The following is a 23177-nucleotide window of genomic DNA, read 5'->3' on the forward strand; positions in this document are numbered from 1 at the left end:
TGAAGACGGATTGTCCTGCCATGGGATCAGCAAGGGGCGTGCCAGATGCGCAAATGCGGGCGGTTTGCCGTGGCGGCAGGCGGATGACCGGCAAGCCTTTGCCGGTTGGCGGCAGATTGCCTCCGCCCGCCCTGAAGCGCGGGCGCCTGCTGCCGTTCTTGTCTGGCGAGGCAGCGAGGCAGGCACGAATGGACTGGACGCACATGCTCGACCCTGTGGCGGCGAGCATTGTCATCGGCGGAACGCTGGGGGCAACCGCGCTGCGCAGCGGCTGGGCGGATTGCCGCGCGGCCGGTGCCGCGCTCGCGGCGCTGCTGCGGCCGCGCTTCCGCGCCGAACTCGTGCGCGGGGGCCTTGCGCCGTTGGTGGCGCAGGCCGGGCGCGACGGATTGCTGCGTGCCACCCCCCGGCCCTGTGGCGATGCGGCCATCGATGCCGCCGTCGCCGCGCTCGTCCAGACGCGTTCGCTCGCCGCCTTTACCGCGCGCGACGACGCGGCGCGCGAGGCCCGCGTGGCCTGCGCGATCCGCGCGGTGCGCACGCTGGCGCTGGGCGCCGAGCTTTCGCCGGTGTTCGGCCTTGCCGGAACGCTCATTTCGCTCAGCCAGCTACCGGCGGACGGCCTCGCCCGCGCCGCGTTCATGGGCGCGATCTCGATGGCGGTGCTCACCACGCTCTACGGCGTGCTGCTGGGCAATCTGGTGCTGGCGCCGCTGGCGCGGGCCGTGGAGCGCCGTGTGGAGGCCGAGGAAGCGGCGCGGCGCGAGGTGATGGATTGGCTGCTGGCACAGCTCGCGCCGACCTGCCCGCCGACGCGGAGCGTGGCGCAGCCGCGCGCGTGGCTGCGCGAGGCCTGATGTCCACCCCACCGCCGCACGGGCTCTACGGTGCGCCGATCGCGATGCCGTGGCAGACGATCCTCGCAGACCTCGCGCTGATCCTGTTCATGATGACGGCGGCGGCACTTTCAAATGCGCCCGATGGGCCGCTTCTGCCCTCGGCGCCGAAGCCTGCGCCGGTGGTGCGGCCACCGGCACCATCCGTTCGGGGCGAGCCGGTGGGGGTGTGGCGCGATGGCCCGGGATCGCCCGGCCTCGCCCAATGGCTGGCGCAGCAGGCGCGCGATCCGCGGCTCAGGGTCTCGATCCTCGTCCGCCATCTCGCGGGGCATGAGCGCGACGCGCTGGCGCGTGCCGAAGCACTGGTGGCCAAGGCCGGTGCGCGCGGCGCGGGCGCACGGATCGTGATTGAGCCAGGCCGCGAGAACGGCACGAGCGTGGTCCTGGCCTATGATGCCGAGTGACGTGCGGGAGCGAGGTGGCACGATGATTGCAGCGATACGGGCATTGCTCCCTCTTGCGAAAGCTCTCTGCCATGGCTGCCTTTCGTCATGCCTATACAGCCGCGCTGATGCTGGCACCGCTTCCGGCGCTGGCCGGGCCGCTGACCGACCTCGCGATGATCGACAATGCCGTCGCCGCCTTTACCGGACAGCAGATCGGCGTGCCGGGCGGCGCGGCGCAGCCGGTGGACCGGCGGCTGCGGCTGGCGGTGTGCAGCGCCCCGCTGGCGCTTTCGTGGTATGGCAATGCGCAGACGAGCGTGCTGGTGCGCTGCCCCGATGCGGGCGGCTGGCGGGTGTTCGTGCCGGTGAGCGCGGCACGCGTTGCGCCGGCTGCCGCGCCTGCCGTGATCGCGGTGGCGCGCGGCGAGGGCGTGACGGTGACCGTGGCGGGCGATGGCTTTTCGGTCTCGCAGCCGGGCGAAGCGCTCGATGCGGGTGCGGTGGGTGCCTGGATCCGCGTGCGGACCGCCGCCAAGGCCGATCCGCTGCGCGCGCGGGTGGTGCGACCGGGGCTGGTGGAACTGCCGGTCGATTGAGGCCAGAACCGGCGGCGATCTGCCGCCACATGCCGCCCCCGGCAAAATTTTTCCGCCCCGCCTTAAACTCTCCCTTGAGCGGCCGTTCTGGTTTGCAGGAAACGCGAGGAGCGGACCATGTCATCCTTTGAAATCGGTGCATCGCGGCCGGTCAGCGCGGTGCAGGTCAGTACTGTTGGTCAGGGCAGCAAGCCCGTCCAGACCGAAGCCACGGCTGAAACCGCCAAGGCGCAGGCCCCGGCCCCGGCTGCTGCGGCCGCCGCCGCGCCACAGGTGGAAACCAGCGACGCCGTCAAGGCGGGCGCGGCTCCGGTCGACCAGGAGCGGGTCCAGACGATCCGCCATGCCATCGAAACCGGCACCTACCCCGTGCTCCCGACCAAGATCGCCGATGCGATGATCGCGGCCGGGATGCTGCTGAGGAGCCCCAAGTGAGCGCACACATGAATGCGGCCATCGATACCGTGCAGCCGATCCGTCGTCCCACCCAGCTGCGCGATACCTTGCGGCAGATGCTGGCCGTTCTGGAAGACGAGCGGCAGGCGCTTGCCGGGCTGGACGTCGATGCGATCATGGGCTGCGCGGTCGACAAGAATGCCCTTTGCGGGCGTCTCGATACGACCGCGCCCGAAGCGATCGACGAGGAATGCCGCGGCCTTCTGGAAGCGGCGCGCCGCGTCAATGAGGCCAATCGCCGCGTTCGCAACCTGATCGCGGCCAATGTTTCGGCGCGTCTGGACGCGCTGACGGGCCAGCCCGCGCTTTATCGGGCCAATGCGCCCCATGCCCGGATCAGCCGCGCGCGCTGATTTGGCACGCTGCTTGCTGAAGCCTTTCCGACCGCCCGCTTGCGGCGGTCTGGAAAGGGACTTCAGTGAGCGAGCCGACACCCATCGCTGTTACCACGGTTCAACGCCCGGCGCCCGATGTGCGGGGGGCGATTGCGCGTGCGGCGGCGGCGACCGGGACCGACTTTTCCTACCTCATGGCGCAGGCGCGGCTCGAATCCGGGCTCAACCCGCATGCGCGCGCGGCAACATCGAGCGCGGCGGGGCTCTACCAGTTCACCGGGCAGACCTGGCTTTCGATGCTGGACAAGCATGGGGCGGAGCTCGGGATTGGCGGTGCGGGCGATCCGGCCGCGCGTTCGCAGTTGCTCGCGCTGCGCTCCGATCCGGAGCTATCCGCGTTGATGGCGGGAACCCTTGCAAACGACAACCGCGATTTCCTCTCGGGAATTCTCGGCCGCGATCCCGACGCGAGCGAGCTTTACCTTGCGCATTTCCTCGGTGCGGAAGGAGCCGGACGCTTCCTCGGCGCGCTGGGGAGCAACCCGGCGCAAAGCGCGGCGGCGCTGCTACCCCGCGCGGCGGCGGCGAACCGGGGGATCTTCTTCGGCCCCTCCGGCGCGCGCTCGGTGGGTGAAGTGATGGACCTGCTGCGCGGGCGGATGACGAGCGCGATGAACGCGCCGGATGCGCCGCTGCCGACGTATGCCGCCGCAGCGCCGCAGGGCGGACCGATCCAGCAGGCGTTCAACGCGGCGGCGAACGCGCCCGATGCGCCGCCTGCCCGCTCTATGGCCGATACTCTGCGCGACGCCTTTGCGCTCGCCCAGCCCGGCGCGGCCCCGGCGCATGTGCGCGCGGCCTATGGCCAGCTCCGCAGTCTGGGGATCTGACCGGCCATGCTGAAACGCTTCGGCTCTCCCGGCGCGCTGGCGCTGCCCGGCGGCATCCTGATCCTGATCGCGCTGATGATCATGCCGATCCCCTCGTTTCTGCTCGACGCGTTCTTCGTGCTCAATATCGCGCTTTCGGTCGCGATCCTGATGGCGGCGATGAATGCGCTGAAGCCGCTCGATTTCTCCTCGTTCCCCTCGGTCCTGCTGTTCGCCACGCTGCTGCGCCTCGCGCTCAACGTCGCCTCCACGCGCATCGTGCTGGTGAAGGGCCATGAAGGCGGCGCGGCGGCAGGGCATGTGATCGAGAGCTTCGGTGAATTCCTGATCGGCGGCAATTTTGCGGTCGGGCTGTTCGTGTTCATGATCCTGATGATCATCAACCTGATGGTCGTGACGAAGGGCGCGGGCCGCGTTTCGGAAGTCTCCGCGCGCTTCACCCTCGATGCCTTGCCCGGCAAGCAGATGGCCATCGACGCCGATCTCGCCGCAGGTCTGCTGACGGCGGACGAGGCCAAGGCGCGGCGGCGCGAGGTGGCGACCGAGGCCGATTTCTACGGCTCGATGGATGGTGCGAGCAAGTTCGTGAAGGGCGATGCGGTCGCCGCGCTGCTGATCCTTGGCGTCAATATCATCGCGGGCTTCTGCCTTGGCATGCTGAGCCATGGCCTCACCGCGCAGGAATCCGCGAGCCGCTATATCACGCTGGCGGTGGGCGATGCGCTGGTCGCGCAAGTGCCCTCGCTGCTGCTTTCCATCGCCGCCGCCGTGATCGTGACGCGCGTTTCGGATACGCGCGACCTTGCCGGGCAGATCGGCGGGCAGTTTGCCGCCCCCGGCACGTGGTTGCCGGTCGCGGTGATCCTCGGCGCCATCGGGATGATCCCGGCGATGCCGCAGATGGTGTTCCTGCCCGCCGCCGCCATGGCCGGGTGGATCTGGTGGAGCCTGAGGAAGCGCGAGGCGCGCCTTGCCGTGCCGCCGCCGGTGGTGGTGGAGCAGGTGGACCCCGCCCGGATCACGCTGGAGGAGGTTTCCGACCACACGCTCGTCACCATCGAGCTGGGCTATGGTCTGGTCCATCTGGTCGACGAAAAGCGCGGCGCGCCGCTTGTTGCCCGCATCACCGGCGTGCGCAAGCAGCTCTCGCAGAGCTTCGGCTTCGTGGTGCCGCAATTCCGCGTGCGCGACAGTCTGGACCTCATGCCCGATGCCTATCGCATCGTGCTGGGCGGCGTGGCGCTGGGCGGGGCGAGCATCAAGGCCGAGAAAGTGCTCGCTATCGATGCGGGTGAGGCCAATCCGCAGCACAGCTTGCGCGGCGAGGCGACCGTGGACCCGAGCTTCGGATGCCCCGCGCTGTGGATCGAGCCCGGCCAGCGCGACCATGCGATTGCCGAAGGGTTTCTCACGGTGGACGCCTCCACGGTTGTCGCGACGCATCTCAACCAGGTGCTGGGTGAACGCCCGCAGGCGCTGCTCGGGCCGGATGAAGTCCGTGCGATCCTCGATGGCGTGCGCGAGCGGGCGCCGGGGCTGGTGGAGACCGTCCATCCGCAGCCGATCACGCTGGGGGCGATGACGCGGCTGTTCCACGCGCTGCTCGGAGACGGGGTGAGCATTGCACATCCGCTGCCGATCCTTTCCGCGCTCGCCGAGGCGGTGCTGCAGACGACCGAGTTCGACAAGCTGGTCGATCTGGTGCGCGCTTCGCTGGGCGGGCTTCTCGTCTCGCGCATCTGCGGGCCCAGCGAACGGCTGGCGGTGCTGACGCTCGATGGTGCGCTGGAGCAGATGATCGTGGGCGGGATGCACGATCCCGTGACCGGCCAGCCGGTGATCGAGCCCGATCTCGCGCGCTCCATCGGTGAACGCATTGCCGCGATCATTGCGACACGCGGGCCTGCCGCGCCGCCCGTCGCGCTCATTGTCCAGCCCCGTGCCCGCCGCGCGCTGGCCGCGCTGTTGCGCGCCCGCGCGCCGCAATGCGCGGTGCTTTCGATTTCCGAACTGCCGCCCAGCCAGCCGATCGAAGTGATCGAGGTGGTGGGCGGCCAAGACCCCGACCCGACTGCAATTCCCCCACAGGATCTTGCCGCATGAACCATGACCACCGCAGCTTTGCCGCCGCGCGCGCCTATCAGGGCGGGACGGCGGACCGCATCCGCCGCTTCCTGCCGATGGTGCGCCGCCTTGCCTGGCACGTCCACGGATCGGGCCGGGCGGGCATCGAAGTCGAAGACCTCGTGCAGGCCGGGCTCGTCGCGCTCACCGAATGCGCGCAGAAGCACAATGCGCCGACCGAGGACGGCTTTGCCGCCTATGCCAAGCTGCGCGTGAGGGGCGCGATGGTCGATCTGGTGCGGCGCTCCACGCCCCTTTCGCGCGCGGCGAGCGACCGGCGGCGGCTGCTGGCGGGCGCCGCGCAGGCGCTGACGACGACGCTGGGCCGCGCGCCGAGCGAGGACGAACTCGCCGAAGCGATGGGCATGACCACCGCCGGCTTAAGCGAACTGCGCGCCTCGAGCGAGCCGATGCGCTTCGAGCCCATCGACGATACGTATTCCGACAGCGACATGGCCTTCGCCGACGACCGGCCGGACAGCTTCGAAATCCTTGCGGACGAACAATCGCGGACGCAAGTGGTGGCGGCGATCGCGAGCCTGCCGGAGCGGCTGCAGACCGTCATCCAGCTCTATTTCGTGGAGGAACTGAACCTTGCGGAAATCGCCGAGGTGCTGTCGGTCAGCGTGCCGCGCGTGCACCAGCTGAAAGCGCAGGCGCTGGACAAGCTGCGCAGCGCGCTGGGGGATGAGTTTGATGTGCTTTAGGGGGCCTGTAGCAGCAGGTTCGGCTGAAATTCATTCCCGGTTCGCTGCCTGAGGCTGCTAGGGTCTGCTTTCAGCAATGCGAGGTCGCCCATGAATGAGTCTCGGTCTGCGGACCTGTGCAAGGTGCCGGCGATTACGTTGGGCTTCTGGATCATCAAGATCCTTGCAACGACCTTCGGAGAAACGGCTGGCGATACCGTCAGCATGAGCTGGCTGGGTGAAACCACGGCCACGGCAGGCCAAGGCGGACTTGATGGCTACCTCGTCGGAACTGCGATCTTCCTGAGTTTGCTCGTGGGGCTGGTGATGGCGCAAATACGCGCGCGCACCTTTCATCCCCTGCTCTATTGGACCACGATCATCGCCTCGACGACAGCGGGCACCACGATGGCCGACTTTGCGACCCGGTCGATCGGTATCGGTTATCCGGGCGGTTCCCTGCTCCTCCTCGGCATGGTGCTGGCGAGCCTGTGGATCTGGTACCGGGCGATGGGCTCGATCAATGTTGCCGATATTCATGCGCCGCGCGCGGAACTGTTTTATTGGGTGACGATCACCATGTCGCAGACCTTGGGCACGGCGCTGGGCGATTGGCTGGCGGATGGTCCGCTCGGGTATCTTGGTGCCGCTGCCGTGTTTGGCGCGGCACTGTCGGTTCTGGCACTGCTCTACTGGCAAACCGCAATCAGCCGGGTGGCGCTGTTCTGGGCGGCCTTCATCCTCACACGTCCGCTCGGCGCGACCGTGGGCGACTTTCTCGACAAGCCGATGGCGAGTGGCGGTCTTGAACTCAGCCGCGCAATGGCCTCGGCAGTGCTCATCGCGGCGATCATCCTCCTGGTCCTTTTCACACCGCAACGGACATCATCGCGCGAAAGTCCATTGGCAGAGTGAGTGACCATGACGGGGTCGGTTCCCGGCATGGCGCCTGCACGGCGAACAGCCGCATTTCGGCCCCCCATTTCACCGATCCGCCGTGTTCCTATCAGTCCTTCGCCAAGCGCGGCATGAGCGCTGGGATGGGCTCTTAGCAATTGTGGCACTTGCACCTATTCCTCCTCCGGCTTAATCGCGCGGTTAAAGGAGAGATGCCATGAAGATCGAACAGGGTATGGCTGCCGTGGTGACCGGCGCGGCTTCGGGTCTGGGGCGGGCGACCGCTTGTGCGCTCGCGGCGGCGGGGGCGAAGGTTGCGATTTTCGATGTGAATGACGAGGCGGGTGAGGAAGTCGCCAAGGCGATTGGCGGGCTGTTCTGCCATGTCGATATCACCAGCGAGGAGTCGGTGGTCGAGGGCTTTGCCAAGGCGCGCGCCGCCCATGGGCAGGAGCGGATCACCGTCCACTGCGCGGTCGTGCACCGCAAGGGCAAGACCGTTGGCCGCAACAAGGAGACGGGCGAGTTCACCCGCCTTTCGACCGAGGACTATGCCTTTGCCGCGAACGGCGTGCTGATTGCGAGCTACCGCGTGGCGAGCCTTTCGGCGCTGGGCATGGCCCATGCCGAACCGCTCGAAGAGGACGGCGAGCGCGGGACGATCATCCTGACGGGTTCGGTCGCGGCGCAGGATGCGCAGATCGGGCAGGTGGCTTACGGTTCGCTGAAAGCGGGCGTGGTCGGCCTCGTGCTGCCGATGGCGCGCGATCTGATGGACCTTGGCATCCGCGTGAATGCGATCCTGCCGGGCATCTTCGATACGCCGCTCCTGGGCCGCGTGCCGGAAAAGGTGCGCGCGGGGCTCAATGCCTCGGTGCCGTTCCCCAAGCGGCTGGGCCTGCCGGAAGAGTTTGCCAGCCTGGCGATGGAACTGGTGCGCAATTCCTACTTCAACGCGCAGGCGATCCGCCTCGATGGCGGGATCAGGATGGCGCCGCGCTGAGGCGCTGACTTCCCTTCCGCCACTCCGTCGGCCCGTGCTTGACACGGGCCTTGGCTTCTTTTTGCGGCGTCGCGCTGGGAGAAAAGCCTAACCCCGGGGCAAGCCCGGGGTGACGGATAAGGGGGGCGGGAGGAGTCTTGCGGGCCTCAACCAGCCTTGATCGCCAGAAACGAGGCCGCAACCCCCAGCATCACCACGGCAAAACCACGGCGCACCCAGCGGGTGCGTCGGTCGTCGGCCAGCCATGCCTGCGCCTGGCTGCCGGCTAGCACGATGGCGAGGTGGATGATTGTGGCGATGCCGGTACTGATCACCGCGAGCGTCAGCGCCTCGCTGAGGCCAAGCGTGCGGCCCCCCATGAACTCCGGCGCGACGACCACGAAGAACAGGTAGGCCTTCGGGTTCAGCAGATTGAGCAGCGCGCCGGTCGCGAAGGCGCGGCGGGTGGCGGTGGGTGGCGGGGCTTTCTCCGCGCCGCGCCAGGCCTCTATGGCGAGCCAGACCATCATCGCCGCGCCTGCGATGCGCAGGCCGTGGAGCAGCGCGGGCATCGCGGTGAGCAAGGTCGCAAGGCCGAGTGCGGCAAGTACGCCATTGGCCAGCAGGCCTAACGCCACGCCCGCGACGGCGGAGAGGCCGCTGCGCTTGCCTTCCGTCGCGGCAAGGCCCGCCAGCCAGGCCATGTTGGGCCCGGGGGTCAGCTCGATCAGCAGGACCGCTGCGGCGAAACCGGCAATATCGAGCGCGCCCGCCACCTAGACGGCGGTTCCCACCAATCGGCCGATCCCCGCCGTGATGGCCATCGCGAGCGCGCCCCAGACGACGACACGCAGGACGGGTTTGCCCATCGCTGCCCCGCCCGCGCGCGCGCCGAAGGCGCCGAGGAGCGCGAGAAACAGGATCGAGCCGCCTGCCGTGCCGGCCACCATCAGGCCCATCGGCAGGATCGCGGCGAGCAGCAACGGCAGGAACGCGCCGCAGGTGAACATGAGCGCGGAGGCTATCGCTGCTAGTACGGGCTGGGCCTTTGTCGTCTCATTGAGATGCAGTTCATCGCGCGCATGGGCGCCGAGCGCGTCCTTGGCCATCATCTGGCGGGCGACTTCCTTCGCAGTCACCGGATCGACGCCGCGCGCCTCGTAGATCGCAGCAAGCTCTGCGTGTTCATGAACCGGATCGGCGGCGAGTTCGGCGCGTTCACGCGCGAGGTCGGCGGCTTCGGTATCGGACTGACTGGAGACCGAGACATATTCGCCCGCCGCCATCGACATCGCGCCCGCGACAAGACCTGCCGCACCTGCAACCAGCAGGGCCTGCCGCTCCGCGCCCGAGGCGGCGACGCCGAGGATCAGGCTGGCGGTGGAGACGATCCCGTCGTTGGCGCCGAGTACGGCGGCGCGCAGCCAGCCGATCCGGCTGACGAGGTGGCGTTCATCGTGGGGTCGCATCCGGAGTCTCCTTTCCCTGTCCATGGCCCTGATGCCACTGGAGGGACAGGAGAAAAACGACTCAGATCAATCCTGACGCGCGAGGACGGCGGGGCCGGTGGGAGCGGGGGCCGCGTTCTCGATGATCGGCTGGCCGACGGCGAGACGCTTGCCATCGGTGATGATCACCTTGTCGCCCAGACTGGCGACGCCGAACAGGCGCTTGGCGAAGGCATCGGGCACACCGATGCAGCCGTTGGTGGCATAGCCGCGTTCCACTTTGCTGCCGTGGATGGTGATGCCATCGCTGGTGAGGCGCAGCATCCAGGGCATCGGAGCGTCGTAGATGTTGGAGACGTGGTCGGCGTCCTTCTCGCTGATCGGGAACACGCCGGTCGGGGTGGGCTTGGTGCCATAGCCCTTGAGGATGGCGGCGGCGCCGATCTCATGCCCGTCGCGGAAGACCGAGATGGTGCGCGCCTCGAGATCGACGGTGACGACGATCGGGCCGGTCTTGGCCGCGCTTTCGTCCCAGAAATACTGGCCGAACTTGATGGGTTCATCGATCTTGAGGATCGACCTGACGACGAAGGCACTGTTCGCGGGGGCGGCAGCGGTAGCGGGGGGCGCGGTGACAGGCTTTGCCAGCGGAGCGGGTGCGGGCACGACACGGGCTTCGGCCTGCGAACCGCTGAACAGAACCTGCGCGACATCCCGGCCGACGTTGAACGCGAGCAGCGAGGCAAGGCCCAGCGCGATCAGGCCGAGCGGTGCGCTGACCCAGCGGGAGCGTACGAGATCGAGGGGGGACTGGCCGGACATTGCGGTGGGACACGCTCCTTTCGCCTTATAAATAGCGTAAACGGTGCCTTGTGCGAGCGTCTTTGCAGGCCCGTCCCGCCGGGGGACGCTGCGGGTTATGGGGCTTAACGGGCATGGTTAAGCCGCGCCGGGACGGGGGCGCTTCACCAAGAAGGCGATTTTCAGGGCGCGGACAGGATTGATGGGCTAACGGCAGCGCAATGACGCAGATTTACGCCTGGCTGGAACACGAAGCGCCCGTGCTGGGGCATCTCTCGCCGTTGTTTGCCGCGACTTGCGCGGCGTTGCTGCTGGTGGTGATTGGCGGCGCGCTGGCCGCACGCCGCGGGCGCCTCGGCGGCAGCATGAGGCTTGCCGGCAACCTGCTGCTGCTCACGGTGTTCGGCCTTGCGGTCATGCGCTTCGTGCGGATGGATCCGACATTCGATGCGGCGCTCCACCGCATGGGCGCGCCGGCGCAGACCGTCTCTGGCGGGGAAACGCGCATTCCGCTTTCCGCCGACGGGCACTTCTGGATCACTGCGCGGCTCAATGGCGTGGAGATGCGGCTGATGGTCGATACGGGCGCGACGGTGACCGCGCTTTCCAGCGATGTGGCGCAGGCCGCAGGGATCGAGCGCGATCCGCTGCGGCCCGATGCCACGGTGGAAACGGCGAACGGCACGGTGGAGGCCGCACCCGCGCGGATCGACGAGCTGCGGTTCGGTTGCGTGGTGGCGCGCGATCTCGATGCGATCGTGATGCCCGGCGAGGGCGGGCCGAACGTGGTGGGGATGAACTTCCTCGGGCGGCTCAAGGGCTGGCGGGTGGAAGACGGTGTGCTTATCCTTACGCCGCATCGGCCGCAGGTGGCCGGAGATGGTGCGGGGCAGGCCCCCACCAGGTAAGCCGCCGCCACAGCGCTTCGAGCGGGCCCTGCCCGAAGCGGGCGAGCCACCATTCGGGCCAGGCGAGCATCAGCGCCCAGCCGCCCAGCACCACCAGCGGGAGCGCCCCGCGTGGAAGCACGCCGCCAAGGCCAAGGCCCCAGCCGGCAAACAGCGCGCTCATCACCAGCGTGGTGCCGAGGTAGTTGGTGAAGGCGCAGCGGCCCGCAGCGGCGAGGCAGCGGCCAGCGGCACCTTCCTTCAGGCGCGGCCAGAGCAGGAGCAGGACGGCGAGATAGCCGAACGTCATCAGGAGGTGCGGGATTGCGGCGAGCGAGCCCATGACCGCGAACATCGCGCCGGCCGGGAAGCCCTGTGCGGCGGCCCAGCCGATCAGGCCGGCGCTCATCGCGCCGCCCGCGCCGATGCCGATCACGGCGATGCGCCGCAGGGTGCGCGCCTCCCACCCGCCGGTGAACAGGCCGAGCCGCACCAGCGCCATGCCGAGCAGCATGAGCGGGAACGTCTCGAAGAACGTGGCGCCGAGGTTCTCCAGCGGCAGGAGCGGGGCTGTCGTCAGGCGCAGGCGGACCGCTTCGAGGAAAGGCGCGTGGAGCACGCGGGCATCGGCCGCGACGGAGGCGGCGATGCGGCCCATCATCGCGCCGTGCTCGGCCGCTTCGGCGGGGGTGCCGTGCCCGGCCAGCACGCGGCTTTCGCTGCCGATGAAGGCAATATCGCCCGGTATTGCAAGGACATGGCTGGCGAGAAAGAGCAGGAGGGCGCTGGCGGCCAGCGGTTCGGGGGCGAGGCGGCGAAAGCAGAAGGCCAGCATGCCGCAGACGGCATAGGGAAACAGGATGTCGCCCCACCACAACAGGGCATAGTGGGCATAGCCAAAGGCCAGCAGCCAGAGCAGGCGGCGCGCCTGCAGGAGATCCGGATTGGCACCGCGCCGTTCGGCGGCATCGGCAAACAGCATCATGCTCGCGCCGAACAGGAGCGTGAAGAGCCCGCGCATCTTGCCCTCGAACAGCACGTAGGCGGCGACGAACCATAGCGCGCCTGCAGGATCCGGGCAGGGGATCGCAGGGCTGAAGGTGGCCAGCAGGGGGCCCCAGAAGCCGGTGACGTTGATCGCAAGGATGCCGAGCACGGCCAAGCCGCGTACGAAATCAAGCGTACCGATCCGTTCCGGCATCAGTGGTCAGGGAGCCACCACGAGGCAGGCGAGGCCCCCGGCCTTGAGCGCCGCGCAGGCGCGGGCGGCATCGCTTTGCGAATAGCCGGTGGCCAGCAGACGGGTGACCGTGCCTGGAATATCCTGGCGGGCATGGCCGGCCAGTTCGGGACGGCCGCGCACCCGCGCCCAGAGCGCGTCGGCATTGGCCTTGACCCCGAACGCGCCGAGCTGGATGCGGTAGGATCCGCTGGCCGGAAATGCGGTGTCCGGCTTTGGCGCGACCGGTTTCGGGGCTACCGGTTTCGGTGCTGCCGGCTGGGACGCGGCGGACTTGGGCATCGCCGGCTTGACGGGCACGGGCCGGGGCGGCGGCGGGGCTGGCGCTTCGAAGGATGGCGGCAGATAGCTGTTGGCCGGTTCGACCGATGCCGATGGCGGCAGATCGACCTTCTCGATCGCGCCGGGCGCGGGCTGTGCCGTCGGGGCCGGTGGAACCAGTTGGGGAGAGGGGCCTTGCGCGCCGAGATCGGCGGCGGCAAATTCGCGCCCGCGCGCCTCGGCAGCTTTCTGATCGAGCTCGCTGGCAAGGCTGACACCCATCTGGCGCTGCCCCAGCGGGATCGTCTGGTTCATCGTCGCAAGGCTGGCGGTCGCCTGCGGCAGGCCGGTGGCGGCCGCGCGGGTGATCAGGGCATAGGCACGCACCCAGTCCTTCGGCGCGAAATCGCCGTTGTAATGGGCAACGCCCAGGACATACATCGCGCGCGGTTCGCCGCGCTCGGCAGCCGACTGCAGCCACGGCAACGCCGCCGTCTGCCGGTTCGTCTGGAACAGCAGGATGCCGTAATTGTCGGCGGCGGAGATATGGCCGAGGCGTGCGGCCTTGCCATAGTAGGCTTCGGCCTTGACGAGATCCTTGGTGACGCCCCGGCCGAGCTTGTAGGCCTGGCCAAGGTTGAACAGGGCATCGGCATCCCCTTTGGCGGCAGGGCCCTGCCAGGCCTTCACCGCCGCCTCGTAGTTCCCCGCAGTCCACGCATCGACGCCTGCGCGCACGGCAGCAGCGTTTGCGGATGTCGGTGCCGAGGGCGTTGCCGGGGGCAGGGCAGGGGAAAGCACAGCGGGGTCCGCGTCTGCGGCGCGCGCTACAAGGGCCGGCATGGCGATGCCGAAGAGGCCCAGCGCTGCCGCCGTCTTGAGAGCTAATCCGCGCATGTCCGCTCGATTCTCCTTTTGCGAACCGGTGCCTTAGGAACGGGGTTAACGATGCCGTGCGCCGCCGCGCCGTGCAAGGTACCGCGCGAAGATGGCGCCGGACTTCGGTCTTACCACGTAGATTAGCGTAGATGGTTAATGCCTGAAAGACAGCATCTTGCTGGTCAATCTCTTGCCCGCTCCAGCAAAATACCGGTTCTCGGGCGACCTGGTGTTAACCAAAATTTGAGGGCTTTCTGCGATCTCCCGGCAAGAGACTGTTCAATCTTTCCGTCTTGCCCATGAGGGGGATCACGTTGCGCGTACTGGCTTTGGCATCGCAGAAGGGCGGCTCCGGCAAGACAACCTTGTCCGGTCACCTCGCCGTTCAGGCGCAGCGTGCAGGGGCTGGCCCGGTCGTTCTGATCGATATCGATCCGCAAGGCTCGCTGTCCGATTGGTGGAACGAGCGTGAGGCCGAGTATCCGGCCTTTGCGCAGACCACCGTGGCCCGGCTTGCCAGCGATCTGGCGGTGCTGCGCCAGCAGGGCTTCAAGCTGGCCGTGATCGATACGCCGCCGGCGATCACCATGGCGATCCAGTCGGTGATCTCGGTCGCCGAACTGATCGTGGTGCCGACCCGGCCCAGCCCGCACGACCTGCGCGCCGTGGGCGCGACAGTCGATCTGTGCGAACGTGCGGGCAAGCCGCTGATCTTCGTGGTCAATGCCGCCACGCCCAAGGCGCGGATCACCTCCGAAGCCGCCGTCGCGCTTTCGCAGCACGGCACGGTTGCGCCGATCACGCTGCACCACCGCACCGACTTTGCCGCCTCGATGATCGATGGCCGTACCGTTATGGAAGTCGATCCGAACAGCAAGTCCGCCGCCGAAGTGGCGCAGCTGTGGACCTATGTTTCGGAGCGGCTGGAAAAGAACTTCCGTCGCACCGTGTTCGCTGTGCCGCAACCCGGCCACAGCGCACCCCCGATGCCCGGTGCGGCGCGCCCCGCCGGCGGCTTCGGCCGCCGCGTGATCGGCTCCTGAGCGAAGGACGCCGACGATGAGCGAACCCAAGCCTTTCGCCTCGCTTAGCCCCAGCCTGCTGGCCCGCAAGGGCGCGGCCCGCCCGGCGATGCGCCCCCAGATCATGCCGCTGACAGCCGAGGACCGGCAACGCATGGGCTTCGGTTCTGCCGCGCTCGCGCCGGAATGGCCCGCCCCGGCGGAGGCCGATGACCTTGGCTGGAACGACCTTGGCGAGGATGCGGCCGCGGCCGCGCCAGTGGCCGAAGTGGTTGCCATCGCGGCCGAGCCGCTTCCCGCACCGGCCCAGATCGTGGAGCGGCCAGAAGTGCTGCGGCAGATTGAATCGCTTGCCGATGTGCTGAGCGCGCCGGCGGCATCTGCCCGCCGCCGCGAGCGCGGCACCGCGCTCAAGGAAGGGCGCAAGGCTGCCTTCACGCTGCGGCTCGATGCGGCGCGCCACTTGCGCCTGCGCCTTGCCTGCACGGTCGACAACCGCAGCGCCCAGCAGATCGTGGTCGAAGCCCTCGACCGTTTCCTCGAATCGAAGCCCGGTCTCGATGACCTTGCCCGCCGCGCGCTTCGCACCTGACGCCGACTTCCAACCGGGACACACCGCCATGACCACCGCACACGACAGCAAGAATGCCCGGAAGGCCGCTTATCGGCTGGCCCGGTTCTGCCTGACCACCGCGCTGGCGGCCGGTCTTCTTTCCGGCTGCGCCGCGGGCGGGCCGAACCATGCCAAGTTCGCCTCGAGCGCGCAGACGGCGCTGAGCAAGGGGAGCACCGAGAAGGCGATCGCGCTGGCCGAACAGGCCGTGCTGGCAGCCCCGCGCAACGCGGCCTACCGCACGCTGCTCGGCTCGGCCTATCTGCGCGCTGGCCGCTTCGAAGCCGCGCGACAGAGCTTTGACGAGGCGATGCAACTGGGCGAAGACAGCGGCAAGGCCGCGCTGAGCCTGGCGCTTGCCGATATCGCGCTGGGCCGCGGCAGCGAAGCCACCGATACGCTCAACACCTATCGCGACAGCATTCCCGCTTCGGACTACGGCCTTGCCATGGCCATGGCAGGGCAGACCCAAACCGGCATCGCCGCGCTGACCGATGCGCTGCGCCGCGGTGAAAACACGCCGAAGGTGCGCCAGAACCTCGCCTATGCCTATGCGCTCGATGGCAGCTGGAGCGATGCCAAGCTGATGGCGGCGCAGGACATTCCGGCCGACAAGCTGAATGAACGTCTCCAGACCTGGGCCTTCATGGCGCGTCCGGAAGACACCCGCCGCCGCGTGGCCACGCTGATCGGCGCCCCGGCAACGGCCGAGGGCGGCCAGCCCACCGCGCTGGCGCTGGCGAACTTCCCCGAACCGGCGAAGCTGGCCGAGGAAGCTGTCGCGATGGCGGTGACCGACAAGGCTTCGCCCACCGATGCGGCCGAGCTGGCCAAGGCTGCCGCGACCGCGATGCCCGCGCCGCAGGTCGATGCCGCCGCGCCCCAGCCCGCTCTTGCCGATGCCTCGAGCGCTCCGGCTGCCGCCAAGCTGGCCGCCATCGACGTTGCGCCGTCGGCGGTGGCTGCGCCGCAGCAGATGGTCTCGCACCCGGTGGTCCAGCCCTTGCGCGGCGCCCGTCTGGCGGCTGCCAGTGTGCCCGCTGCGGCCTCTGCTTCGGCCCCCGCCGGCGCGCGGGGCAGCCACCTTGTCCAGCTTGGCGCGTTCTCTTCGGCGGAAGGCGCGCAGCGCGCCTGGCGCCATTTCGCGACGCGCAACGCCCGTCTTTCCGGGTATCACAGCCAGATCACCCAGGTTGCGGTGAACGGCCACCAGTTCTGGCGTGTCCAGGCCGTCGGCTTCACCGGTTTCGCTTCGGCGCGGCAGATGTGCCAGTCGGTCAAGGCCAAGGGCGGGGCATGCCTCGTCATGGCCGAGCCGGGCACGGTGACGCCGCAGGGCCGTCCGGCAACGACGCGGATGGCGCAGCGCTGAGGCTTGCCTGACGAAGCGGGGCGGCCCCGGACCGGAGCCGCCTGCGTTTCAGCCCCACCGCAGCCGCGCCGCAGCGCAGCCGCGCCGCAGCGCAGCCTTACGCGATGCGTGCGCCGCCCTTGAACAGCGCGGTGACGCGGCCCTCCACCGGGCGGCGATCAAACGGGGTATTGCCTGCGGTTGCGGCCATCTTGCTGCGATCGACGATCCACGGCCGCTCGGGATCGACCAGCGCCAGATCGGCCTCCAGACCCACTTCGAGCCGCCCGGCAGGCACGCCCAGCAGCGACGCGGGATTGCCCGCGAGCAAGGTGAAGGCACGCGTGAGGTCCATCGCGCCATCGCGCACCAGCGTGAGCGTCAGAGGCAGCAGCGTTTCGGCACCGGCCATGCCGGGTTCGGCATCGGCGAAAGGCAGGCGCTTGTCTTCCGCGCCGCGCGGATCGTGGCCCGAGGCGATCACGTCGATCGTGCCATCGACGATGGCGGCGATCACGGCCTGCCGGTCCGCCTCGCTGCGCAGCGGCGGCGAGAGGCGGCAGAACGTGCGGAAATGGGCCAGCTCCAGATCGGATAGCATGAAGTGCGCCGGGGTGACGCCGGCGGTGACCATGACGCCGCGCGCCTTGGCCGCGCGGACCAGAGCGAGCGCCGCTGCCGTCGTCACCTGCCGGAAATGGAGCCGGCAGCCAGTCATTTCGGCGAGCGCAAGGTCGCGCGCCACGGCCAGCGCCTCGGCTTCGGCAGGGGCGGAGGGGAGGCCCAGCCGGGTCGCCATCTCGCCCGCCGTCGCCACCGCGCTTCCGGCAATCCCGGCATCCTCGGCATGGGTGACGAGGACGAGGCCGAGCATCGCGCAGTAGCTCATCAGGCGGTGGACCACCCCCGAATCGGCGATCCAGCGCCGCCCGGTCGCCACTGCCCTGGCCCCCGCGTCGCGCATCAGCGCCAGTTCGGCGAGTTCCGCGCCTTCGAGCCCGCGCGTCGCAGCGGCAAGCGGGTGGACCCACATGTCGGGCTTGCCCGATTGCGCGGCAAAGCGGACGCGTGCGGGGTGATCGAGCGGCGGACCTTGATCGGGCATCAGCGCCGCGCGGGTGATCCCGCCGAAATGGAACGCCGGCTTGTCGATGGCGAAGACGCCGAGATCGACGAGGCCTGGAGCGATCAGCGCACCCTTGGCGTCGAGCACGTCATCGCCGGGCTGGGGCGCGACATCGCCGAGCGCCGCAATGCGGCCTTGCTCCACGCGCAGGGCCCCCGGTTGCGGCGCGCCGTGGGCAAGGACCAGCCGGCCGCCGGTGATGGTGAGCGGACGCGGGGTCATGCTGCCGCTCCTTCGGATCCGGTCCAGCCGGGCACGCCTCTGGCGCGGCGGGTCAGCACGTCGAGGCAGGCCATGCGGATCGCTACACCGCTTTCCACCTGACGGGTGACGAGGCTGCGCGCTGGGTGATCGGCGACCTGGCTGTCGATCTCGATGCCGCGGTTCATCGGCCCGGGATGCATGACGAGAACATGGGGCGCCAGCTTCCCGAAGCGATCGAGCGTGAGGCCGTAGAGATGGCGGTATTCGCGCGGGGATGGGATGAACTGGCCGGACATGCGCTCCTGCTGGAGGCGCAGCATCATCACCACGTCCGCCCCCTGCAGCGCGGCATCGAAATCGTGGCTAGGGGTCACCCCCATCGCGGCGATTTCTGCGGGCATCAGCGCGGGCGGCGCACAGACCGTGACGACGGCCCCCAGCGCGGTGAGCGAGAGGATGTTGGAGCGGGCGACGCGGCTGTGGAGGATATCGCCGCAGATCGTGACCCGAAGCCCGTTGAGGTCGCTCCCCGGGGCAAGGCCGAGCGCATGGCGGATGGTGAGCGCATCGAGCAGTGCCTGCGTGGGGTGCTCGTGGCTGCCGTCGCCGGCGTTGAGCACCGGGCAATCGACCTTGTCGGCGATGAGCTGCACCGCGCCCGAACTGGCGTGGCGGATGACGATCGCATCGGCGCGCATGGCGTTGAGGGTCATCGCCGTGTCGATCAGCGTTTCGCCCTTCTTCACGCTGCTGGTGGCGGCGTGCATGTTGACGACGTCCGCGCCGAGGCGTTTGCCCGCGATTTCGAACGACAGCAGCGTGCGCGTCGAGTTTTCGAAGAACGCATTGATGATGGTGAGGCCCGAAAGCACCTCGGCACGTTTGTGGCGCTGGCGGTTGAGCGCGAGCCACTGTTCGGCTTCGTCCAGCAGGTAGAGGATCTCGTGCCGCGCGAGGTGCGCAATGCCGGTGAGATGGCGGTGCGGGAAGGCGAGGCCGCCTTCAGGGTACCGACCTGCGGCTCCCAAGTCTTCGTGATCGATCGGCTTCGTCATCGAAACCATGCCCCTAGTGCGCCTCTTGGGGCGGCTCAAGTGTTTCGGCTGGTATCGGTGGCCTGCGAGACCTAGATATCCCCCATGAAATTTGCCCGCTCGGTCTGGAAGATCCTCGTCGCCATCAAGGACGGCCTCGTGCTGCTCCTGCTGCTGCTGTTCTTCGGCGGGCTCTATGCCTTGCTGACCTTGCGGCCAAGCCCGGGCGTTGTGCAGGCGGGCGCGCTCTACATCGCGCTCGAAGGCCCGGTGGTGGAGGAACGCGCGCGGCTGCGGCCCACCCAGCTGCTGGCGGGTGGCGGGCGTTCAAAGGCGGTGCAGGAGCGCGATCTCGTCCGCGCGGTGGAAGCGGCGGCGCTCGACGACCGTATCAAGGCGGTCGTGCTCGATCTCGACAGCTTTGGCGGCGGCAGCCAGGTGGCGATGACCCGGATCGGCGCGGCGATGGACAAGGTGCGCAGCGCGAAGAAGCCGGTGCTGGTCCATGCGGGGCTTTATACCGATGACGGCGTGCAGCTGGCCGCCCATGCCAGTGAGGCCTGGGTCGATCCGCTTGGCGGCGCGATGGTGACGGGGCCGGGCGGCACCAACCTCTATTTCAAGGCGCTGCTCGACCGGCTCAAGGTCAAGGCGCACGTCTTCAAGGTCGGCACCTACAAGAGCGCGGTGGAGCCCTTCACCCGAGAAAACGCCTCTCCCGAGGCCAAGGCGGCACTGGGCGCGGTCTATGCCGCGCTGTGGGAGGCATGGCAGGCCGATGTGAAGAAGGCGCGGCCCAAGGCCGACATCAAGCTGGTGACGGGCGATCCGGTGAAGTGGATCGCGGCCTCCGGCGGCGATGCGGCCAAGGCGGCGGTGGCGGCCGGCCTTGTCGACCGCGTGGGCGACAAGGTCGCGTTCGGCAAGCGCGTCGCCGAGATTGTCGGCGAGGATCCCTCCGGCAGCGAGGGCGCGTTCAAGGGCACCGCGCTCGAACCTTATCTGGCCGACCGCGCGCCTTCGACCGCGGGCAAGGCCATCGCGGTGGTGACGGTGGCAGGCAACATCGTCGATGGCGATGCCGGGCCGGGCACCGCGGGCGGCGACCGCATTGCCGAGCTGGTCGACAAGGCGGCCGCGAGCGGGGACTACGCCGCGCTGGTCGTGCGGGTCGATTCGCCCGGCGGATCGGTGACCGGGGCGGAGCGCATCCGGGCGGCCATCGCGCGGATGAAGGCGAAGAAGATTCCGGTCGCGGTCTCGATGGCCGGGCTTGCCGCGAGCGGCGGGTACTGGGTGTCCACTCCGGCCGACCGCGTGTTTGCCGAACCGGCGACGATCACCGGCTCGATCGGCATCTTCGCGATCATCCCCAGCTTCGAGGACGCGCTGAGCCGGATCGGCGTGGGCACCGATGGGGTGAAGACCACGCCGCTTTCGGGTGAGCCCGACGTGTTCGGCGGCTTTTCGCCGACTGCCCAGGCGCTGATCCAGCAGCAGATCGATTCGGGCTATGCGCGCTTCGTCAGGCTGGTGGCCGACGCGCGCCGCAAGAGCCCGGCGGATATCGACAGAATCGCGCAAGGGCGCATCTGGGATGGCGGCACCGCGCGGCAGCTGGGCCTTGTCGACGAATTCGGCGGCATCGACGAGGCGCTGGCGTGGGCGGCGAAGCAAGCCGGCGCCGGCAGCTGGCACCCGGTCTACCTCGGCAACGAACCCGATCCGTTCGGCGCGCTGCTCGATCAGCTGGCGGACAGCGAAGGCGGCGCGGACCAGGGCCATGTGCTTGGCGCGCAAGGGGCAGCGCCCGATTTCGCGGCGCTGGCGGCGCAGCGGCAGGGCGCGTTGGCGGAGCGGCTGGCGGACGACCTGGCGCACCTCCTCGGCGGGGCCGGAGCGCAGGTGTACTGCCTCGAATGCGCCGGGATCGCACCTGCCGAGGCAGCAGCGGCGGGCCCGCCGGCACGCACATGGCTGGCCCTTATCGGGCGGCTGCTCGGCTAGGCGAAAGCATGCGCCGGGCTCTCCCGTTGGCAAGGCTTGCCCTTTGCCCGGCGCTGCGATAGGGGCGGCGCTCGTTTTTCGCCGGATGCGGGCGTGGCGGAACTGGTAGACGCGCTGGATTTAGGTTCCAGTATCGCAAGATGTGGGGGTTCGAGTCCCTTCGCCCGCACCAGAACCGCCCCGTCCCAGTCGGTAGCAATCGGCCTGACCCTTCCGGGCAGTCCGCGACCATCATGACGCGACGTCGTACGAGAAAGTTGGATCACAGATGCAGATCGTCGAAACCAGCAACGAGGGGCTCAAGCGGGCCTACGCCCTGACCATCGCCGCGAACGATATCGCCTCGCGTGTCGAGGGCGAGGTCAAGAAGATCGCGCCGCAGGTCCGCATGCCCGGCTTCCGCCCCGGCAAGGTTCCTGCCAACCTCGTGCGCAAGATGCACGGGCCCGCACTGCACCAGCAGGCGCTGGAAACCTCGATCCGCGAGGCGATGGACAAGCTCGTCGCCGAAAAGGGGCTGCGCCCCGCGACTCAGCCCGATGTCTCGCTCGCCGAGGGTTATGAGGAAGGCAAGGACGCCGAACTCACCGTCGCGCTCGAAGTCCTGCCCGAGATCACCGCGCCCGCCATCGACGGCCTGAAGCTCGAACGCCTGACGGTCGAAGTGAGCGACGAGCAGGTCGACGAGGCCATTGGCCGCATCGCGCAGGGCCAGAAGCGCTATAACGACGCGCCGGAAGGCACCGTGGCGGCTGACGGCGATCAGCTGGTCATCGATTTCGCCGGTTCGATCGATGGCGTCGCCTTCGATGGCGGCACCGCCGAAGACCAGCCGCTCGAGCTCGGCTCGGGCCGTTTCATCCCGGGCTTCGAAGAGCAGCTCGTGGGCGTGAAGGCCGGCGACGAGCGCACCATCACCGTGACCTTCCCGGCGGACTATCCGGCCGAGAACCTCGCCGGCAAGGACGCCCAGTTCGCCTGCAAGGTGAAGGCGGTGAAGCATGCTGCCGAATTCACCGCGGACGACGAGTTCGCCAAGTCGCTCGGCCTTGAAGGCATCGACCAGCTGCGCGGCCTGATCCGGGGCCAGCTCGAGCAGGAAACGGCCGGCCTGACCCGCACGGCGATGAAGCGCGCGCTGCTCGACCAGCTGGCTGCCGGCCATGACTTTGCCGTTCCGCCCTCGATGGTCGAGGCCGAATTCGCGCAGATCTGGCAGCAGCTGACCAGCGAAGCGGAAAAGGAAGAAGATCCCGCCGCCGCGATGGCCGAGATCGAAGGCGAGAAGGACGACTACCGCAAGATCGCCGAGCGCCGCGTGCGTCTGGGCCTGCTGCTTTCGGAAATCGGTCAGGCCAACGGCGTTGTCGTCACCGCGCAGGAAATGGAAATGCTGATGCGCCAGGCCGCGCAGCAGTACCGCGAGCAGGACCGCCAGCGCTTCATCGACTACATCCGTTCGGATGCGCTCGCCGCAGCCCAGCTGCGCGCGCCGCTTTATGAGGACAAGGTTGTCGACTTCCTGTTCGACAAGGCCGAAGTGACCGACCGCAGCGTGACCCGCGAGGAGCTGCAGGCAGCGATCGAGGCGGACGAGACCGGCAAGCCGGCCGAAGCGAAGCCCGCAAAGGCTGCGCCCAAGAAGGCTGCTAAAAAGGCGAAGGAAGAGGCCCCCGCCGAGGACGTGGCTCCGGCCGAAACCGAAGCCAAGCCTGCCAAGAAGGCGCCCGCCAAGAAGAAGGCCGCCGAGGAAGCACCGGCTGCGGAAGCGGCTGTGGCCGACGAAGCGCCTGCTCCCAAGAAGAAGGCCGCGCCCAAGAAGAAGGCTGCCGACGCCTGATTTCAGCCGCAAGGCTTTGAAATTCCAAGGGGCGCTCCGCTGGCGGGGCGCCCCTTTTGGTGTGTGCGCGGCATCCGTATTCGCCCGCAATTGACCCCGCGAATCAGTGCGTGAGAGACTCGGGCAGGATCGGCTCCTGGGAGGGACCCCCGATGCATACCGTTCGCAATCGCCTTGCTTCACGACCTCCGGCAAACTCTGGTTTTGCTGCGG

General features: G+C 68.7%; 23 protein-coding genes and 1 tRNA gene. 17 read left to right on the plus strand and 7 right to left on the minus strand.

The window, feature by feature from the left end:
* The first annotated feature begins 203 nt into the window (after positions 1–203).
* The 10 genes from AQZ52_RS05765 to AQZ52_RS05810 all read left to right on the plus strand — a co-directional run bounded on the left by AQZ52_RS05765 (position 204) and on the right by AQZ52_RS05810 (position 8272).
* Positions 204–857: a MotA/TolQ/ExbB proton channel family protein gene (locus tag AQZ52_RS05765; protein ID WP_240481459.1), complete on the plus strand. Its 654-nt coding sequence runs from the start codon at positions 204–206 to the stop codon at positions 855–857.
* Positions 857–1303 carry a hypothetical protein gene (locus AQZ52_RS05770; protein WP_082697577.1) on the plus strand — a complete coding sequence of 149 codons (447 nt, stop codon included), beginning with the start codon at positions 857–859 and terminating at the stop codon, positions 1301–1303. Before AQZ52_RS05765 ends, AQZ52_RS05770 begins: the two co-directional genes overlap by 1 nt.
* A 71-nt stretch (positions 1304–1374) precedes the next feature.
* On the plus strand, positions 1375–1881 hold the full coding sequence (locus AQZ52_RS05775) for a flagella basal body P-ring formation protein FlgA (protein ID WP_067907195.1): 507 nt from the start codon (positions 1375–1377) through the stop codon (positions 1879–1881).
* A gap of 117 nt (positions 1882–1998) precedes the next feature.
* A complete protein-coding gene (gene flgM / locus AQZ52_RS05780) occupies positions 1999–2316 on the plus strand; it encodes a flagellar biosynthesis anti-sigma factor FlgM (RefSeq protein ID WP_067907197.1) in 318 nt (105 codons plus the stop codon).
* Positions 2313–2690, plus strand: a complete 378-nt coding sequence (locus tag AQZ52_RS05785) for a flagellar protein FlgN (RefSeq protein WP_240481460.1) — start codon at positions 2313–2315, stop codon at positions 2688–2690. Before flgM ends, AQZ52_RS05785 begins: the two co-directional genes overlap by 4 nt.
* A 65-nt stretch (positions 2691–2755) precedes the next feature.
* The gene (locus AQZ52_RS05790; protein ID WP_240481461.1) at positions 2756–3562 is read left to right on the plus strand and encodes a lysozyme family protein; all 807 of its coding nucleotides are present in this window, start codon (positions 2756–2758) and stop codon (positions 3560–3562) included.
* A 6-nt stretch (positions 3563–3568) separates the two neighbouring features.
* Entirely contained in the window at positions 3569–5665 is a 2097-nt protein-coding gene (locus tag AQZ52_RS05795; protein ID WP_067907201.1) for a flagellar biosynthesis protein FlhA, read from the plus strand.
* A complete protein-coding gene (locus tag AQZ52_RS05800; protein ID WP_067907203.1) occupies positions 5662–6393 on the plus strand; it encodes a sigma-70 family RNA polymerase sigma factor in 732 nt (243 codons plus the stop codon). Before AQZ52_RS05795 ends, AQZ52_RS05800 begins: the two co-directional genes overlap by 4 nt.
* Before the next feature lie 90 nt (positions 6394–6483).
* Positions 6484–7287, plus strand: coding sequence for a COG4705 family protein (locus tag AQZ52_RS05805; RefSeq protein WP_067907204.1), 804 nt, complete (start codon positions 6484–6486; stop codon positions 7285–7287).
* A gap of 199 nt (positions 7288–7486) precedes the next feature.
* On the plus strand, positions 7487–8272 hold the full coding sequence (locus AQZ52_RS05810) for an SDR family oxidoreductase (RefSeq protein WP_067907206.1): 786 nt from the start codon (positions 7487–7489) through the stop codon (positions 8270–8272).
* 146 nt (positions 8273–8418) lie between these two features.
* On the opposite strand, the gene AQZ52_RS05815 is transcribed toward AQZ52_RS05810, so the two are convergent.
* The 3 genes from AQZ52_RS05815 to AQZ52_RS05825 all read right to left on the minus strand — a co-directional run bounded on the left by AQZ52_RS05815 (position 8419) and on the right by AQZ52_RS05825 (position 10521).
* The gene (locus AQZ52_RS05815; RefSeq protein WP_240481462.1) at positions 8419–9027 is read right to left on the minus strand and encodes a LysE family translocator; all 609 of its coding nucleotides are present in this window, start codon (positions 9025–9027) and stop codon (positions 8419–8421) included.
* Positions 9028–9720 (minus strand): VIT1/CCC1 transporter family protein, encoded by a 693-nt coding sequence (locus AQZ52_RS05820; protein WP_067907208.1) that lies wholly within the window; start codon positions 9718–9720, stop codon positions 9028–9030.
* A 66-nt stretch (positions 9721–9786) separates the two neighbouring features.
* Positions 9787–10521: a L,D-transpeptidase family protein gene (locus AQZ52_RS05825; protein WP_067907210.1), complete on the minus strand. Its 735-nt coding sequence runs from the start codon at positions 10519–10521 to the stop codon at positions 9787–9789.
* Positions 10522–10721: 200 nt separating this feature from the next.
* Here AQZ52_RS05825 and AQZ52_RS05830 point away from each other — a divergent pair, with 200 nt between their 5' ends.
* On the plus strand, positions 10722–11408 hold the full coding sequence (locus AQZ52_RS05830) for a retropepsin-like aspartic protease family protein (protein WP_082697578.1): 687 nt from the start codon (positions 10722–10724) through the stop codon (positions 11406–11408).
* On the opposite strand, the gene AQZ52_RS05835 is transcribed toward AQZ52_RS05830, so the two are convergent.
* Complete coding sequence (locus AQZ52_RS05835) at positions 11350–12588, minus strand: DUF418 domain-containing protein (RefSeq protein ID WP_067907212.1); 1239 nt, start codon at positions 12586–12588, stop codon at positions 11350–11352. The two genes, AQZ52_RS05830 and AQZ52_RS05835, sit on opposite strands and share 59 nt — an antisense overlap.
* A 6-nt stretch (positions 12589–12594) precedes the next feature.
* On the minus strand, positions 12595–13785 hold the full coding sequence (locus AQZ52_RS05840) for an SPOR domain-containing protein (protein ID WP_067907214.1): 1191 nt from the start codon (positions 13783–13785) through the stop codon (positions 12595–12597).
* A 296-nt stretch (positions 13786–14081) separates the two neighbouring features.
* Between AQZ52_RS05840 and AQZ52_RS05845 the strand changes: the two genes are divergently transcribed.
* From AQZ52_RS05845 to AQZ52_RS05855, 3 genes are read left to right on the plus strand one after another with little or no spacing between them, the layout of a single operon-like run.
* Positions 14082–14810 (plus strand): ParA family protein, encoded by a 729-nt coding sequence (locus tag AQZ52_RS05845; protein WP_067909527.1) that lies wholly within the window; start codon positions 14082–14084, stop codon positions 14808–14810.
* 16 nt (positions 14811–14826) lie between these two features.
* Complete coding sequence (locus AQZ52_RS05850) at positions 14827–15381, plus strand: hypothetical protein (RefSeq protein WP_067907216.1); 555 nt, start codon at positions 14827–14829, stop codon at positions 15379–15381.
* A gap of 28 nt (positions 15382–15409) precedes the next feature.
* Positions 15410–16774 carry an SPOR domain-containing protein gene (locus AQZ52_RS05855; protein ID WP_169793718.1) on the plus strand — a complete coding sequence of 455 codons (1365 nt, stop codon included), beginning with the start codon at positions 15410–15412 and terminating at the stop codon, positions 16772–16774.
* A gap of 97 nt (positions 16775–16871) precedes the next feature.
* Here the strand turns inward: AQZ52_RS05855 and AQZ52_RS05860 are convergent, their stop codons facing one another.
* Together AQZ52_RS05860 and AQZ52_RS05865 are read right to left on the minus strand one after the other, a co-directional pair.
* Entirely contained in the window at positions 16872–18101 is a 1230-nt protein-coding gene (locus AQZ52_RS05860; protein ID WP_067907219.1) for a dihydroorotase, read from the minus strand.
* A complete protein-coding gene (locus tag AQZ52_RS05865; protein ID WP_067909529.1) occupies positions 18098–19138 on the minus strand; it encodes an aspartate carbamoyltransferase catalytic subunit in 1041 nt (346 codons plus the stop codon). The genes AQZ52_RS05860 and AQZ52_RS05865 overlap by 4 nt, the downstream gene beginning before the upstream one ends.
* A gap of 84 nt (positions 19139–19222) precedes the next feature.
* Between AQZ52_RS05865 and sppA the strand changes: the two genes are divergently transcribed.
* From sppA to tig, 3 genes are all read left to right on the plus strand, one after another.
* Positions 19223–21124, plus strand: coding sequence for a signal peptide peptidase SppA (gene sppA, locus AQZ52_RS05870; protein WP_067907221.1), 1902 nt, complete (start codon positions 19223–19225; stop codon positions 21122–21124).
* An 87-nt stretch (positions 21125–21211) separates the two neighbouring features.
* Positions 21212–21296, plus strand: a tRNA-Leu gene (locus AQZ52_RS05875).
* A 96-nt stretch (positions 21297–21392) separates the two neighbouring features.
* Positions 21393–22964 (plus strand): trigger factor, encoded by a 1572-nt coding sequence (gene tig, locus AQZ52_RS05880; protein ID WP_067907223.1) that lies wholly within the window; start codon positions 21393–21395, stop codon positions 22962–22964.
* The last annotated feature ends 213 nt before the right edge of the window (positions 22965–23177 follow it).

It is taken from the genome of Novosphingobium fuchskuhlense, from assembly GCF_001519075.1.
GTDB lineage: Bacteria > Pseudomonadota > Alphaproteobacteria > Sphingomonadales > Sphingomonadaceae > Novosphingobium > Novosphingobium fuchskuhlense.